The sequence below is a fragment of the Sphingomonas sp. SORGH_AS_0870 genome (assembly GCF_031453175.1).
Classification (GTDB): Bacteria; Pseudomonadota; Alphaproteobacteria; order Sphingomonadales; family Sphingomonadaceae; genus Sphingomonas.
In genome coordinates, this window is sequence record NZ_JAVIYW010000002.1 from 3,522,307 (window position 1) to 3,538,142 (window position 15,836).

Below are 15,836 nucleotides of genomic sequence, written 5' to 3' on the forward strand. Positions count from 1 at the left end.
GCCGCCCTCCGGCGGAGAAGAAGTAAATTTCGCCCCCCGGGCGAAATTCTTACTTCTTCTTGCCCGCGATCGGCTTCGCCTTGCCCTTGCGGGTGCGCGCGTTGGTGTGCGTGCGCTGGCCGCGGACCGGCAGGCCCTTGCGGTGACGCAGGCCGCGATAGCAGGCCAGGTCCATCAGGCGCTTGATGTTCATCGCGGTCTCGCGACGCAGATCGCCTTCCACCGTGTGATCGGAGTCGATCGTCTCACGGATCTGGAGCACTTCCTGGTCCGAAAGGTCCTGGACGCGACGGTCGGCGGCGATGTTCAGCTTGGCGGTGATTTCCTTCGCCTTGGCCGGACCGATGCCATGGATATAGGTCAGCGCGATCAATACGCGCTTGTTGGTCGGGAGGTTGACACCCGCAATACGTGCCATGAAATTTATTCTCCTAGCTCCACGAAGCATGGCATGGCCGCACATGCTCCATCTCATCGCGATGGTTCCGCCACGCGGAAGCGCGACGCACGCAGATCGCGCGTCGTGAAACCGGGGGTGGTGGAAGGATGGTCAGTTAGGGCCCGCGAAACCCACTGTCAAGCGATCGGTTCCCGAATCCGTCGCAATTCCAACCATCGGCGAAAGGACACGACGGCCCAGACCAGCTCGACCACGCCGAACGGCCAGGCCCCCTGCAAAAAGCCATAGGCCGACCCCGCCAGGCATCCCAACACGAAGCCCAGCGTCCACCAATGCGCGCCCGATTCTTTCGCATAGCAGACCAGGGTGAAGGAGACGGCGGCAAGGCCGAACAAGGAAAGGGAGTCCATGCCGCGGGATGTAAAGCGCTGAGCCCAGCCGGCAAGTGCCTGCAACTCCTCCCCTGCAAGGGGAGGTGGCGCGCGCAGCGCGTCGGAGGGGTGTCACCCCTATCGAGGGCGCGATACCCCTCCGTCAGGCCTTCGGCCTGCCACCTCCCCTTGCAGGGGAGGAAAGCGTCGTTACGGAATCACCAGCCGCGCGATCAATCCCGGCGCATTGTCCGCCAGCTCGAACCGCCCGCCATGCAGCCGGGCGACCGCCTCGATCAGCGCCATGCCCAGCCCCGCCCCCGGCGTGGTGCGCGCGGTATCGAGTCGCCCGAATCGCTTGAGCGCCTGCGCCCGGTCCGCCGCGGCGATGCCCGGCCCGCGATCCTCGACCTGAAAGACGATCCCCTCCACCCCGCGCGACAGGCGCAGCGTGACCTGTGCCCCCGATGCGCCATGCTTCAGCGCATTGTCGATCAGGTTGGACAGGGCCTGGCTCATCAGCTCGCGGTGGAGCGGCAGCGGCGCGGGGCGATCCTCGACCTCGATCAGGAAACGCAGTCCGGCATCCTCGGCGACCGGCGCATAGAGCTCCCCGATCTCCTCGACCAGATCGGCGGGGGCGACCAGCGTGAACCGGTCGCGCGTCACCGATTCGGACCGGCTGATCTCGATCACCATGGTCAGCATGCGCATGATGAGATCGGTTTCGACCAGCAACCCGCCCAGCGCCGCCTCGCGCTGGTGCGGATCGGCGATCAGCACCGCCTGCTCGGTCTTGGTCCGCAGCCGGGCGAGCGGCGAGCGGAGATCATGCGCCAGGCTGTCGGTGACGACGCGCAGCTCGGCCATCAGCTGCTCGATCTTGCCCAGCATCGCGTTCAACCGCTCGGCCAACCGGTCGAAGGCGTCGCCCTCATCGCTGTCGGCGCGGACCAGCGACACGCGCCGGGTCAGGTCGCCCTCGCCCGCCGCGTCGATCACCGCGACGATGGTGTTGAGCCGCCCCGCGACATAATGCGCCAGCACCAGCCCGGTGCCGACCCCCAGCATCAGCGACAGGAAGACCGCCAGCGCCAGCGCCCGCTCGATCGCGATCTGCTGCGCCTCGATCAGGTCGAGCGGACGCCCGACCAGCAGCCAGTCGCCGCCGATCGGATGCAGCGTATAGCCCGCCTCGCGCGAGGCCCAGACGCCCTCGCCGCCCAGCATGGCGATGCGGAACGGCGTATCCGCCAGCGGCACCGCCAGATGGCGCGGCGCATAGCCCGCCATCCGGTGCCCCCGGCTGTCGTAGATGGCCAGGACCAGCGTGACGTCGCCCGGCTCGCGCGCATGGGTGATCGCATCGGCCAGCGCGGGCAACGCGCCCGTCCGCCACACGGCGCGCAGCGCATCCGCCTGCTCGACGATCTCGCGATGGAGCGCGGCGACCGCATCGGCGCTGGTCTGTTTCCAGATGAAACCGACCAGCACGAGATTGGACAACAGCGCCAGGACGACCGACAGCAGCGCGATCCGCGCCGATATCGTCAGGCGCAGCTTCACCCCTCCACGGCCAGCCGATAGCCCGCGCCGCGCACCGTATGCAGGATCGGGGTGCCGAAGCCTTCCTCCAGCTTGCGCCGCAGCCGCCCGATATGGACGTCGACCACGTTGGAGCCGGGGTCGAAATGATAGTTCCAAATCTTCTCCAGCATCATCGTGCGCGTGACGACCTGCCCGGCATGGCGGGCGAGGAATTCGAGGAGGTTGAACTCGCGCGCGCCGACCGGGATGATCTTGCCCGCGCGGGTGACGGTGCGCGCCAGCAGGTCGATCTCCAGGTCGCCGACGCTCAGCTTGGTCCGCGTCGGCTCGGACGCGGTACGGTCCGACCGGCGGACAAGCGCCTCGATCCGCGCCGACAGCTCGGCGAAGGAGAAGGGCTTGCACAGATAGTCATCGGCCCCGGCCTTCAGCCCGTCGACCCGGTCGTCGACCGTGGCGAGCGCCGACAGGATCAGCACCGGCGTGGAGATCCCCGCCGCGCGGATCGCGCTAACCATCGCCAGCCCGTCCAGGCGGGGCAGCATCCGGTCGGCGATGATCAGGTCGAATATGCCCTCGCTCGCCAGGAACAGGCCGTCGCGCCCGTCCCCGCATTGTTCGACGGCATAGCCCGCCTCGGCCAGTCCCTTGGCGACATAGGCGGCGGTGGAGGCATCGTCTTCGACGATCAGGATTTTGCGACTCATCGGCTCGTCTGCTCCGGCATCGGACGACTTTCTGTCAATCAGGATCGGTGCCGCGACAAGGACGACCGTCACCGGTCGATCGCGCCGCCCGGATAAGCGATGCCAGTGAAAGGCCGGCGGAAAGCGCGCTCTCCGCCGGCCCCGACGGCACCCCCGGGAGTGTCGGGCGCCGAGCTCTTCGAACTCTGTGACCGCAGGGCTACAGGCTGACGGGATACCCCGGGGTGACCATAACGTGAAAAATACGTCATCCTGCCCCCGGCCCGCCAGCGTCCCGCCCGGCGATGCCCACGGCTTCGGAGCAAATAAAGGCTCCGCTTCCCGATCTATTTTTAAGATTTTGACAAGACTTGCTTTTATGAATGTCTGTCATGAAGGTCGATCCCCTGCCCATGCCCTCCCGCGAAGAGCGCCGCATGGCCGCCGTCCAGGCTCATGCGCTGCTCGACAGCGAGCCGGAGGCCGAGTTCGATGCGCTGGTCTCGCTGGCCGCCGATATGCTCGGCTGTCCGGTCGCGGCGCTGACCCTGGCGGATCGCGACCGTTTCTGGGTCAAGTCGGCGGTCGGCCCGCTGCCCAGCGAGATGCCGCGCAAGGTCGCCTTTTGCGACCACACGATCGAGGCCCCCGACCTGATGATGGTGCCCGACCTGACGCGCGATCCGCGCTTCGCGGCCAATCCCTTCGTCACCGGCGAGGCGGCGACCCGTTTCTATGCGGGGATGCCGATCCGCGTTCCCGACCTGGACGGCACGCCCCAGGCGATCGGCTCGCTCTGCGTCATGGACGCCAGCCCTCGGTCGCTGAGTGCGGCGGGGGAGCGGACGCTGCGCCATCTCGCCAGGCTGGCCGAGGCATTGATCGCCGCGCGCGCCATCGCCCGCCGGGCCACCGCCATGGCCGAGCTGAGCGATCGCCAGGCCGAGGACCTGCGCGCCAAGGAACATACCGTGCGCCAGGTCGAGCGGCTGGCGTTGATCGGATCGTGGCGGATCGATCTGGCGGACGGACACGCCACCTGGTCCGAGGGGGTGTACCGCATCCACGAACTGCCGCCGGGCAAGACGTTCACGGTCGAACAGGGCCTGTCCTATTACCCGCCCCAGTCGCGCGACCAGCTGCGCTCGACCATCGAGCAGACCATTAAGACCGGCGAGTCGTTCGACATCGAACTGGATTTCATCACCGCGCTGGGGCGGCGTCGCCGGGTCCGCGTGATGGGCGAGCGCGAGATGCTCGACGGGCGGCCGAGCGGGGTGGTGGGCATGTTCCAGGACGTGACCGAGCGACATGTGCTGGAGACCCAGCTTCGCCGCAACGCCGATACCGACGCGCTGACCCTGCTGGCCAACCGCGCCGCGTTCGACCGCGCGCTGGAAACCGCGATCGCCGAGGCGTCGGCGAACGACACGCCGCTCGGGCTGGTGCTGATCGATCTCGACGGGTTCAAGCTGATCAACGACACGCTCGGCCACCCCGCCGGGGACGAGGTCCTGCGCGTCGTCGGCCAGCGGCTGCGCAGCGACTGGCTGGACGGCTGTTTCGTCGCGCGGCTGGGCGGTGACGAGTTCGGCGTGATCGTCCAGGACCCCGCGCTCCTCGCCGATCCCGAGCGGATCCGGACGCGGATCGAGGCGCTGCTGATCATCGCCGTCACCGCCGAGGGCCTGACCATGCATTGTTCGGGCACGGTCTGCCTGACGACGCTGCCGCCGGGATGCGCGACGACGCGCGATTTCATGCATCACGCCGACAGCCGCCTGTACGGCGCCAAGCGCGAGCGGGTCGGCGAACGGCGGCGCGGCGACAGGCGGCAGAACGACCGGCGACAGGGGGACCGGCGGCAGGACGATCGGCGACAGGCGGGCTGACGCGCTCGGCCCTTTCCTCGGGCCCGGCCAACCCCATATAGCGGGCCCATGTCCTCGCGCGCCCGCGTCCTCGTCCTGAATTCCGCCCTCGGCCCGCTCGATTACCGCGTTCCCCAGGGCATGGCGGTCGAGCCGGGATCGATCGTCGTCGCGCCGCTCGGCCCCCGCCAGTTGCTGGGCGTGGTGTGGGAGCCCGAGCGGATGCCCTCGGATGCCGAGGTCGGCGACAATCGCCTGCGCCCGCTGCTTGGCGTGGCCGATGCCCCGCCATTGCCGACCCCCTTGCGCCGGTTGATCGAATGGACGGCGGACTATTATCTCGCCCCGCCCGCCGCAGTCGTGCGGATGGCGCTGTCCTCCACTTCCGCGCTGGAGGGGGCCCGGACCGTCACCGAATATCGCGTCACCGGCCATGTCCCCGACCGCCTGACCCCGCAGCGCGCGCAGGCGCTGGAGCGGATCGGCGATCGACAGGGCCTGATCCGGGAACTGGCGACGATGGCGGACGTGTCCGACGCGGTGATCCGGGGCCTCGTCAAGAACGGCGCGATCGAGGGGGTGGAGGTCGATATCGACAGCCCCTTCCCCCTTCCCGATCCCGATCATCACCGCCCGACCCTGTCCGACGACCAGCGTGCGGCGGCGGACATATTGGTCGCGGGCGTGGCGGCGCGGAGCTTCCAGCCGGTGCTGCTCGACGGCGTCACCGGATCGGGCAAGACCGAGGTCTATTTCGAGGCGGTGGCGCAGGCGGTGGCCGAGGGGCGGCAGGTGTTGGTCCTGCTCCCCGAAATCGCGCTGACCGAGCCGTTCCTCAAGCGTTTCCACGACCGCTTCGGCTGCGAGCCGGTGGCCTGGCACTCCGGCCTGCGCTCCTCGCAGCGTCGGCGCGCCTGGCGGGCGATCGCCAGCGGCCAGGGGATGGTAACGGTGGGCGCGCGCTCGGCGCTGTTCCTGCCCTATGCCAATCTCGGCCTGATCGTCGTCGACGAGGCGCATGAGACCAGCTTCAAGCAGGAAGACGGCGTCCATTACCATGCGCGCGACGTGGCGGTGATGCGCGGCAAGTTCGAGCCCTGCCCGGTCATCCTCGCCTCCGCCACCCCCGCGATCGAGACACGGCAACAGGTGGCGCTGGGCCGCTATACCGAGGTCAAGCTGCCCGGCCGCTTCGGCCCGGCGCAGATGCCGACGATCGAGGCGATCGACCTGATCCAGAACCCGCCCGAACGCGGCCGCTGGATCGCGCCCAAGCTGGTCGCCGCGATGAAGCAGGTGCTGGAGAAGCGCGAACAGTCGCTGCTCTATCTCAACCGGCGCGGCTATGCCCCGCTGACCCTGTGCCGGACCTGCGGGCATCGGTTCCAGTGCCCCAACTGCACCGCCTGGATGGTTGAGCACCGGCTGGTGCGGCGGCTGGCCTGCCATCATTGCGGCCATGTCCTGCCCACCCCGCGCGCCTGCCCCGAATGCGATGGCGAGGATACGCTGGTCGCCTGCGGCCCCGGCGTCGAGCGAATCGCGGACGAGGCGACCGCGCTGTTCCCCGAGGCCAAGATCGCGGTCGTCACCTCCGACACCATCTGGTCCCCCGCCAAGGCGGCGGAGTTCGTCGGGCGGATGGAGGCGGGCGATATCGACATCGTCGTCGGCACGCAGTTGATTACCAAGGGCTATCACTTCCCCAATCTGACCCTGGTGGGCGTGATCGACGCCGATCTGGGGCTGGATGGCGGCGACCTGCGCGCGGCAGAACGCACCTTCCAGCAGATCCGCCAGGTATCGGGTCGCGCGGGACGCGGCGCCAAGCCGGGCCATGTCTTCATCCAGACGCACAGCCCCAAGGCCCAGGTGATGCAGGCGCTGGTGACGGGCGATGCCGAAGCCTTCTACGCGGCGGAGACCGAGGCCAGGCGCGATGCCGATGCTCCGCCCTTCGGCCGCTATGCCGCGATCATCATCTCGTCCGAGGACCAGGGTGCGGCCCAGTCGACCGCCGCCATGATCGCCCGCGCCGCCCCCAAGGTCGAGGGCATGCACGTCTTCGGCCCCGCCCCCGCCCCGCTGGCGATGCTGCGCGGGCGGCATCGGTTCCGCTTGCTGGTCCATGCCCGGCGGGCGCTGGCGGTGCAGGATGTGATCCGCGAATGGCTGGGCGGGGTGGAATGGTCCGCCAAAGTGCGCGTCGCGGTGGATGTGGACCCGTATAGCTTCTTGTGAGCGCTGTGGGGGTGGAGCAGGTCGTCCGCCCCGGGCACGCCCCTCCCGCAGGCGGGAGGGGATGGGGGAGGGAAAGCCGCGAGCGATGGTCTCTGCGAGATTCCATGCCCTCCCCAAACCCCTCCCGCCTGCGGGAGGGGCTTACCGACTGTGGAGGTGTTTTCCCTTGGCCTTCGACTTCGCTCAGGCTGAACGGCAGTTGGGGATAGCCCCCTTACCCCCGCTCCGTTCAGCCTGAGCGAAGTCGAAGGCCACGCCCCGAACAAACGAAAACGGCCGCAGCTTCCGCCACGACCGTTTCAAAACCCCGGTAAGGAAAAACCTTACCCCGCATGCTCCGCCAGCACGGTCAGGCCCTTGGGCCCCACCTCGGCGAAGCCGCCGCGGATCTGGATCGATTCCGGCTCGCCCTTATCGGTGCGGTACACCTGGATCGCGCCGTCGCGGATGGTCGACATGAAGGGCGCATGGCCCTCCAGCACGCCGAAATCGCCCTCGGTGCCGGGAACGACCACCATATGCACCTCCTCCGAGCGGAGGAGCTTTTCGGGCGTGACGAGTTCGAAGTGCAGCATGGTCTAGTATCTCGCATCGCTCTCCCCGCCGGGGAGAGGAAAGAGGGGGACGGACCGGGCCGTCCCCCCTGTCATCAGGCTTCCTGAGCCAGCTTCTCGGCCTTGGCGACGGCTTCGTCGATGCCGCCGACCATGTAGAAGGCCGCTTCCGGCAGATGGTCGTACTCGCCGTCGACCACCGCCTTGAACGAACGGATCGTGTCTTCGATCTGGACGAACTTGCCCGAGATGCCGGTGAAGACTTCCGCGACGTGGAAGGGCTGCGACAGGAAGCGCTGGATCTTGCGGGCGCGCTGGACGGTCAGCTTGTCCTCTTCGGACAGCTCGTCCATGCCCAGGATCGCGATGATGTCCTGCAGCGCCTTGTAGCGCTGGAGCAGCGACTGGACCGCACGGGCCGTCTCATAATGCTCCTGGCCGACGATGCGCGGCTCCAGCACGCGGCTGGTCGAGTCGAGCGGGTCGACGGCCGGGTAGATGCCCAGTTCCGAGATGGCGCGGTTGAGCACGGTCGTCGCGTCCAGGTGGGCGAACGAGGTGGCCGGCGCCGGGTCGGTCAAGTCGTCAGCGGGCACGTACACGGCCTGCACCGAGGTGATCGAGCCCTTGTTGGTCGAGGTGATGCGCTCCTGCAGCGCGCCCATGTCGGTCGAAAGGGTCGGCTGATAGCCCACGGCCGAGGGAATACGGCCGAGCAGCGCCGACACTTCCGCACCCGCCTGGGTGAAGCGGAAGATGTTGTCGACGAAGAACAGCACGTCCTGGCCTTCCTGGTCGCGGAAATATTCCGCGATGGCGAGACCCGACAGCGCGACGCGGGCACGGGCGCCCGGCGGCTCGTTCATCTGGCCATAAACCAGCGCGACCTTCGAGCCCTCGCTGATCGCATTGCCCTCGGCATCCTTGGCGATGACGCCCGCGTCGAGGAATTCGTGATACAGGTCGTTGCCCTCGCGGGTCCGCTCACCGACGCCCGCGAACACCGAGGTGCCGCCATGGCCCTTGGCGATGTTGTTGATCAGTTCCTGAATCAGAACCGTCTTGCCGACGCCCGCACCACCGAACAGGCCGATCTTGCCGCCCTTCGCATAAGGCGCGAGCAGGTCGATGACCTTGATGCCGGTGACCAGGATCGCGCTCTCGGTCGACTGCTCGACGAACTCGGGCGCCTTGGCGTGGATCGGGGCGCGCAGGTCGGTGGCGACGGGCCCGCGCTCGTCGATCGGCTCGCCGACGACGTTCAGGATGCGGCCGAGCGTCGCGGGGCCGACCGGAACCTGGATCTGGTTACCGGTGTCGGTCACGCTCTGCCCGCGGGTCAGGCCCTCGGTCGTGTCCATCGCGATCGTGCGGACGGTGTTCTCGCCCAGATGCTGCGCGACTTCGAGCACCAGACGGGTGCCGTTATTGTCCGTCTCCAGCGCCGACAGGATCGCGGGCAGGTGATCGGGGAAGTGAACGTCGACGACCGCGCCGATGACCTGGGCGATCGTGCCGACATTGTTGGTGGCCGTGGTCGGCCGGATGTCCTCAGCGGCGGTTGCCATCATTGCTTCCTTGGTTCGGTAGAGCCCGACATAGCTTCGGGGCGGGTAAAGGTCACGACCAGACGGCGGCCACCGTCGATCTTGTCACGGGTAACTCGGTAATCGGCGCCGGTCAGATGGCCGGTGGTGGCGCTTTCGGTCTGGATCGCGGCCGCAACCGCATCCTTGCCGTCCAGACCCAGCTGATCCATCGGCTTGGTCACCCAGCGGATGAACTGGGTCTTGGCGAACGGGCTGGAGTCGAGATTGACGAGATCGAGCGTGAAGCGAAGCGTGTTCAGCGTCTTCGCATCGCCCTCGACGATCAGATTGGCCATGTTGACCGGCGTCACCGACGGATCGGCCATCGGCGTGGCTTGCGCGACCGCGCGGTACTGGCCTTGGACGGGCACATAGCCGGTCATGCGAAAGCCCATCCGGTCGAGCAGGCTGACCGTCTCCGGTGCATTGCCAAACACGGTCGCCCACCCGCCCGTCACGAGCGGCGTCGGCGTCGCGCGGGGTGCGCCCTTCGGCTGATCGGACGCCTGGCCGCATCCGGCCAGAGCGACCGTCAGGCCCAGAAGGAGCGCAAGACGCATCAGAGCGCCTCGGCGCCCGAGATGATTTCGACCAGCTCGGTGGTGATCGCGGCCTGACGCGTGCGGTTATACTGGATCGACAGGCGGCGGATCATGTCGCCCGCATTGCGCGTGGCATTGTCCATCGCGTTCATCTGCGACCCGTAGAAACCGGCCTGGTTCTCCAGCAGCGCGCGGAAGATCTGCACCGCGACGTTGCGCGGCAGCAGCGCGTCGAGGATGTCCTCCTCGCTCGGCTCGAACTCGGCGACCGCCTCGACCGAGGTTTCGGCCTTGGTGGCTGCGGGCATCGGCACCGGGATCAGCTGCTGCGCGACCGGGTCCTGCACCAGCGCCGAGACGAACTTGGAATAGAACAGGTGCGCCACGTCGAACTCGCCGCGCTCGAAGCGGGCGATCAGGTCGTCGGCGATGACGCGCGCATCGTCGAACTTGGGCGCCTTGATCGCGCTCATGTCATGATCGGCGAGGATCGCGCCCGGGAAGAAGCGCTTCAGCACGCGCCCCTTCTTGCCCGCGATATAGAACTTCACCGTCTTGCCCTGCGCGGTCAGCTCTTCGGCCTTGCGGCGCGCGGCGCGGACGATGTTGGTGTTGAACGCACCCGCCAGGCCACGCTCGGAAGTCGCGACGACCAGCAGCTGGACATCGTCCTTGCCGGTGCCCGCCAGCAACGGCGACGCACCGACGCCGCCCACGCGCGCGGCCATGCCGGCCATCACCGTTTCCAGCCGCTCGGCATAGGGACGGCCGTTCTGCGCCGCGTCCTGCGCCCGGCGCAGCTTGGCGGCGGCGACCATCTTCATCGCCTTGGTGATCTTCTGGGTCGACTTGACCGAGTTGATCCGGATTTTGAGGGCCTTGAGGCTCGCCATCTAGTTTCCCACTTCGTCATCCCGACGCTTGAGGCCGGGATCTCTCACCTCGAGCGCGCGCTTGCGGCACGAGACCCCGGCTTTCGCCGGGGTGACGGACAATTACGCGAAGATCTTCGCGAACTGGTCGAGCGCGGCCTTGAGCTTGCCCTTGGCCTCGTCGCCCAGATCCTTGGTGTCGCGGATCATCGCCAGCACATCGGCATGATCATTGCGCAGATAAGCGAGCATCGCCGCTTCGTAGCGGACGACCTGCGCCACCGGCACGTTATCGATATAGCCGTTGGTGCCCGCGAAGATCGACGCCGTCTGCTCCTCGAAGGGCAGCGGGTTGAACTGCGGCTGCTTGAGCAGCTCGGTCAGGCGCGCACCGCGGTTGAGCAGCTTCTGCGTCGAGGCGTCGAGGTCCGAGCCGAACTGCGCGAAGGCGGCCATTTCGCGATACTGGGCCAGCTCCAGCTTGATCGAGCCCGACACCTTCTTCATCGCCTTGGTCTGCGCGGCCGAGCCCACGCGGCTGACCGACAGGCCGACGTTGATCGCCGGGCGGATGCCCGCGAAGAACAGGTCGGTTTCGAGGAAGATCTGGCCGTCAGTGATCGAGATCACGTTCGTCGGGATGTACGCCGACACGTCGCCCGCCTGGGTCTCGATGATCGGCAGCGCGGTCAGCGAACCGGCGCCATTGGCGTCGTTCATCTTGGCCGCACGCTCGAGCAGACGGCTGTGCAGGTAGAATACGTCGCCCGGATAGGCTTCACGGCCCGGCGGACGGCGCAGCAGCAGCGACATCTGGCGGTACGCAACGGCCTGCTTCGACAGATCGTCGAACACGATCAGCGCGTGCATGGCATTGTCGCGGAAATACTCGCCCATCGCGGTGCCGGTGTACGGCGCCAGGAACTGAAGCGGGGCAGGCTCCGACGCGGTCGCGGCGACGACGATGGAATATTCCATCGCGCCATTCTCTTCGAGCGTCTTGACCAGCTGCGCCACGGTCGAGCGCTTCTGACCCACGGCGACGTAGATGCAGTAGAGCTTCTTCGACTCGTCGGTGCCCGCGTTGACCGTCTTCTGGTTGATGAAGGCGTCGATCGCGACGGCCGACTTGCCGGTCTGGCGGTCGCCGATGATCAGCTCGCGCTGGCCACGGCCGACGGGGACGAGGGCATCGATCGCCTTCAGGCCGGTCTGCACCGGCTCATGCACGCCCTTGCGCGGGATGATGCCCGGCGCCTTCACCTCGACGCGGCGGCGCTCGGTCGCCTCGATCGGGCCCTTGCCGTCGATCGGGTTGCCCAGGCCGTCCACGACGCGGCCCAGCAGGCCACGGCCGACCGGCACGTCGACGATGGTGCCGGTGCGCTTGACGGTGTCGCCTTCCTTGATCTCGGCGTCCGAGCCGAAGATCACGACGCCGACATTATCGGCCTCGAGGTTCAGGGCCATGCCCTGCACGCCATTGGCGAACTCGACCATCTCGCCCGCCTGGACATTGTCGAGGCCGTAGATGCGCGCGATGCCGTCACCGACGCTCAGCACCTGGCCGGTCTCGCTGACCTGGGCCTCGGTGCCGAAATTGGCGATCTGGTCCTTGATGACCTTGGAGATTTCTGCGGCGCGGATATCCATGGAACGTCAGCCTTTCATCGCGCTGGCGAGCGCATTCAAACGGGTGCGGATCGAGCTATCGATCATCTGGGAACCGATGCGGACGACGAGCCCGCCGAGCAGGTCGGGATCGACCGACAGGTCGACCGAAACCTCACGACCGACGCGGGTGCGCAGCTGCTGCTTGAGCGCGGCGACCTGATCTTCGGTCAGCGGGTGGGCGCTCGTCACCTCGGCGGCGACCTCGCCGCGATGGCGGCTGGCCAGCTGGCGGTACGCGCGGATGATCTGCGGCAGCGCCGAGAGGCGCCGATTCTCGGCGAGCACGCCGAGGAAATTCTTGGTCACGCCGTCGAGGCCCAGCGTGTCGGCGACCGCCAGGATCGCCTTGACGGCAGCCCCGCGCGCCACGACCGGGCTCTTGGTCAGCGCAGCGAGGTCCTTGTCGGCGGCCAGCGCATCGCGAAGGGTCACGAGGCTCGCCTCGATCGTGTCGATCGAACGGCCCTCAACGGCCGTTTCGAACAGCGCGAGCGCATAACGTCCACCCAGGCTCGCCTGGATGCCGCCTGTGCCGCTTATAGTACCGCCGGACATCTCCACGGATGCGAATTCCTCGAACAACGAACGGGTTGGCCCCATGGGGAACGGGGCGCGAAAAACGCGCCTCCGATGGGTTGGCGGGCGGTTAGCATCGGGAACCTTGGGATGCAAGCTGCGTGGCGCATCTTGTGACGGGATGGTGACGCAAGTTTAACGGCTTTGGGCGCAAGCCGTGGGATGTATGCCACAGCGGCGCTGCTATCATGCCCCCGTCCCCAGGCCGGGGATCGTCGGAAGCCGTTGAAATGACTGACTTGCCCCGCCCTTTCGATGCGGATGCCGCCTGGGATGCCTTTTGCCGCAGGGACCGGCGGGCGGACGGGCAGTTCGTCGTCGCGGTCCAGACCACCGGCATCTATTGCCGCCCCAGCTGTGCCGCCCGGCGACCCCGGCGCGAACATGTCCGCTTCCACGCCGATGGCGCCTCGGCGCGGGCGGCGGGCTATCGCGCATGCCTGCGCTGCCTGCCCGACGACGTCGCGCGCGACCGGCAGGCGGTGGCCGAGGCGGTCGCCTTGCTCGAGGCCATGGAAGGCACCCCCGCGCTGACCGAGCTGGCGGCGCGGGTCGGCTATGCGCCGCATCATTTCCACCGGCTGTTCCGGCGCGCGACCGGGGTGACGCCCGCCGCCTATGCCCGCGCCCTGCGCACCGACCGCGCCGCGCGGGCGCTGGCGAGCGGATCGAGCGTGACGCACGCCGTGTACGAGGCGGGCTATGCCGGGCCGAGCCGATTCTATGCCGACAGCGAACAGCGGCTGGGCATGGCGCCCGGCCAGTGGCGGCGCGGCGGCGCGGGCGTGACGATCGAATGGGCGGTGGTCGATTCCCCGCTGGGCGCGCTGCTCGTGGCGGTCACGCCGCGCGGGGTGGCGCGGATCGCCTTCGAGGGGGACGCGGGGGGCCTGCGCCAATCCCTCCCCTCCGCCACGATCCGCCCGGCGGAAGGGGCGACCCGCGATCGCCTCGCCAGCGCCGTCGCCGCCGCCACCCCGCCCGACCCGCTGCTCGCCAAAGCCGCGCGGCACACTGCCTTCATCGCGGCGGTCGCGGGCGCATGGCGGACCCGCGGCTAGGGCAGATCGACATTCAGGATTGCGTCTTCCTCCCTCTCCCCTGGACAGGGGAGAGGGTTAGCGAAGCTTGCCAGCCTGCTGGCTAGCGCAGCTTGGGTGAGGGGTTGAGCGAGCCCAAGGGCTCGCGCGCTCGCCAAGCGAGCGCCCACCCCTCACCCAGCTCCGACTAGGCCTTTGCTTTGGCAAAGACCAAGTCTGCGCAACCCTCTCCCCTCTGACGAGGGGCAAGGGAAGGATAAGGCATCGCTAAATGTCGATCGGCCCTAAGGCCTATTCGCCGGGCGATTGCCCCGACATGGCGCCCAGCGCCTTGCGCACCGCATCGCCATTGCCCGCGTCGAGCAGCGTCAGCAGCTGCGCAGCCGGATTGTCGGGCGGCATATGCGGGTCGAAGGCGAGCGGGCGCAGCAGGCCCTTCGCCGTATCGATATGGTTGGCGCCGATCTCATGCGCCGCCAGCGTGAAGCGCAGCCCCTTGTCCTGCGGCACCAGCTGGAAGGCACGCTCCAGCCCGAGGACGGCGGACTCGCGCGGCTTTTCGCCCGCCATCACGAAGCTGCGATAGAATATCGCCAGCGGCTCGGCGGCATTGGGATCGGCGCGATTGGCGCGGACGATCCAGCTGCGCGCCTCCCCCCAGCGCTTCGCATCCTTGCTATGCTCGGCCTGGGCGCGGCGCAGATGGATCAGCCCCTTGTAGAGCAGCGCCTGTTGCGACTTGGCATCGACCGCCAGCGCGCGGTCCGCCGCCGCCTCGGCCGCCGCATCCTCGCCCGCGTCATAGGCCATCTCGGCGAACCAGCCCTGCGCCACCGCATCCTGCGGATAGGAGGCCGCGAGCGACGCGGCGCGCTCATAGACCTGCCGCGCGCTGGTCTGGTCGACGCCGCGATCCGACCGCATCCGCAGTTCGATCAGCGCCTGTTCGCCGGGGCTCAGCACGCGCACCGCGACCTGCGGCTTGGGCAGCCGGTCATAGGGGATCAGCATCCCCGGTATCCGGCTCTTGCGCAGATAGCTCTCCAGCTCCCGGTCGAGCTGCTTGAGCGAGCCATAGGCCTGGTCGCCCGCCGCGATGCTGGGCGTGCCGGTGTTGAGCAACGTCAGATAGCGATTGAACTTCGCCTTCTGGGCCGGGTCGAACATCAGCAAATGGGTCAGCAGCCAGCCGCGCCCATAAACCTGATCCAGCTCGGCGGGCCCCAGCTTGCGGCGCGACGAATCGAACAGCGTCTCGATCGGCAGCTTGCTGCTGTCCAGCAGGCCATAGGCGCGGTGCTGCGCCGCGACGCCGACCATCACCCCGTCGCGATCGAACCGCGCCGTGCTGGCGAACTCGGAAAAGCCCTCCGAGAACCAGGCGGGATAGGCGACGGTCGAATTGCCGAACAGGAAATGATGGCCATATTCGTGGAACAGCACGATCTGCGGCTGGAGCGCATTGGGGCCGTCGCCATCGCCCCGGATCGGGGTGAACGCCACCGAGCCCGAGGCGCGCGGCTGGTAGAAGCCGGCGACATGATCGCCGTCCTTGCCGTACAGCCGACGGATCGCCGCCACATTGGCCACGGCATAGACGGTGACGGGGTTGCTCTCCTGCCCGTCGACCTCGGGCAGATGGTAGAAATAGCGCAGCACGCCGTCGAACTGCTCCAGCCGCGTCGCCATCGCGCGGATCGCGTCCTCGGACATGTTGCCATAGATGACGAAGTGCCGGGCGCGCGCCTCGCGCCATTCGGCCTGTGCCGGACTGCCCAGAAACGCCGTGCAGACCATCATCAGCGCCGCCGCCATCCAGCGACGCGCGCGCATTCCCCCCAGGATCATCCCCGGCCCTCCCAAGCCGCTTCA

Annotated in this window: 14 protein-coding genes; 3 read left to right on the forward strand and 11 right to left on the reverse strand. The window is 68.0% G+C overall.

Features of this window, described 5'->3' with window-relative positions:
- Positions 1-49: 49 nt before the first annotated feature.
- The 4 genes from rpsM to QE363_RS16350 form a co-directional block, all read right to left on the reverse strand.
- Positions 50-418: a 30S ribosomal protein S13 gene (gene rpsM / locus QE363_RS16335; protein WP_307100371.1), complete on the reverse strand. Its 369-nt coding sequence runs from the start codon at positions 416-418 to the stop codon at positions 50-52.
- 158 nt (positions 419-576) lie between these two features.
- Entirely contained in the window at positions 577-855 is a 279-nt protein-coding gene (locus tag QE363_RS16340) for a hypothetical protein (protein ID WP_309696948.1), read from the reverse strand.
- 126 nt (positions 856-981) lie between these two features.
- On the reverse strand, positions 982-2,337 hold the full coding sequence (locus QE363_RS16345) for a HAMP domain-containing sensor histidine kinase (protein WP_309696950.1): 1,356 nt from the start codon (positions 2,335-2,337) through the stop codon (positions 982-984).
- Positions 2,334-3,026 (reverse strand): response regulator transcription factor, encoded by a 693-nt coding sequence (locus QE363_RS16350; RefSeq protein WP_307100376.1) that lies wholly within the window; start codon positions 3,024-3,026, stop codon positions 2,334-2,336. The genes QE363_RS16345 and QE363_RS16350 overlap by 4 nt, the downstream gene beginning before the upstream one ends.
- 371 nt (positions 3,027-3,397) lie before the next feature.
- Here QE363_RS16350 and QE363_RS16355 point away from each other — a divergent pair, with 371 nt between their 5' ends.
- Positions 3,398-4,897, forward strand: coding sequence for a sensor domain-containing diguanylate cyclase (locus QE363_RS16355; protein ID WP_309696953.1), 1,500 nt, complete (start codon positions 3,398-3,400; stop codon positions 4,895-4,897).
- A 48-nt stretch (positions 4,898-4,945) separates the two neighbouring features.
- Complete coding sequence (locus tag QE363_RS16360) at positions 4,946-7,117, forward strand: primosomal protein N' (RefSeq protein ID WP_309696955.1); 2,172 nt, start codon at positions 4,946-4,948, stop codon at positions 7,115-7,117.
- 323 nt (positions 7,118-7,440) lie between these two features.
- Here QE363_RS16360 and QE363_RS16365 read toward each other — a convergent pair whose 3' ends face one another.
- The 6 genes from QE363_RS16365 to QE363_RS16390 form a co-directional block, all read right to left on the reverse strand.
- Positions 7,441-7,692, reverse strand: coding sequence for an ATP synthase F1 subunit epsilon (locus QE363_RS16365; protein WP_007405041.1), 252 nt, complete (start codon positions 7,690-7,692; stop codon positions 7,441-7,443).
- Positions 7,693-7,766: 74 nt separating this feature from the next.
- Positions 7,767-9,239 carry a F0F1 ATP synthase subunit beta gene (atpD, locus tag QE363_RS16370; RefSeq protein ID WP_307100383.1) on the reverse strand — a complete coding sequence of 491 codons (1,473 nt, stop codon included), beginning with the start codon at positions 9,237-9,239 and terminating at the stop codon, positions 7,767-7,769.
- Positions 9,239-9,820, reverse strand: a complete 582-nt coding sequence (locus QE363_RS16375) for a hypothetical protein (protein WP_309696960.1) — start codon at positions 9,818-9,820, stop codon at positions 9,239-9,241. The genes atpD and QE363_RS16375 overlap by 1 nt, the downstream gene beginning before the upstream one ends.
- On the reverse strand, positions 9,820-10,695 hold the full coding sequence (locus QE363_RS16380) for a F0F1 ATP synthase subunit gamma (RefSeq protein ID WP_309696963.1): 876 nt from the start codon (positions 10,693-10,695) through the stop codon (positions 9,820-9,822). Before QE363_RS16380 ends, QE363_RS16375 begins: the two co-directional genes overlap by 1 nt.
- 102 nt (positions 10,696-10,797) lie before the next feature.
- The gene (gene atpA / locus QE363_RS16385; RefSeq protein ID WP_007406897.1) at positions 10,798-12,327 is read right to left on the reverse strand and encodes a F0F1 ATP synthase subunit alpha; all 1,530 of its coding nucleotides are present in this window, start codon (positions 12,325-12,327) and stop codon (positions 10,798-10,800) included.
- Between the two features lie 6 nt (positions 12,328-12,333).
- Positions 12,334-12,903, reverse strand: coding sequence for a F0F1 ATP synthase subunit delta (locus tag QE363_RS16390; RefSeq protein ID WP_307104613.1), 570 nt, complete (start codon positions 12,901-12,903; stop codon positions 12,334-12,336).
- Positions 12,904-13,154: 251 nt separating this feature from the next.
- Between QE363_RS16390 and QE363_RS16395 the strand changes: the two genes are divergently transcribed.
- Positions 13,155-13,985 (forward strand): bifunctional transcriptional activator/DNA repair enzyme AdaA, encoded by an 831-nt coding sequence (locus tag QE363_RS16395; protein WP_405053194.1) that lies wholly within the window; start codon positions 13,155-13,157, stop codon positions 13,983-13,985.
- A gap of 270 nt (positions 13,986-14,255) precedes the next feature.
- Here the strand turns inward: QE363_RS16395 and QE363_RS16400 are convergent, their stop codons facing one another.
- On the reverse strand, positions 14,256-15,812 hold the full coding sequence (locus QE363_RS16400) for a hypothetical protein (protein WP_309696966.1): 1,557 nt from the start codon (positions 15,810-15,812) through the stop codon (positions 14,256-14,258).
- Between the last annotated feature and the right edge of the window lie 24 nt (positions 15,813-15,836).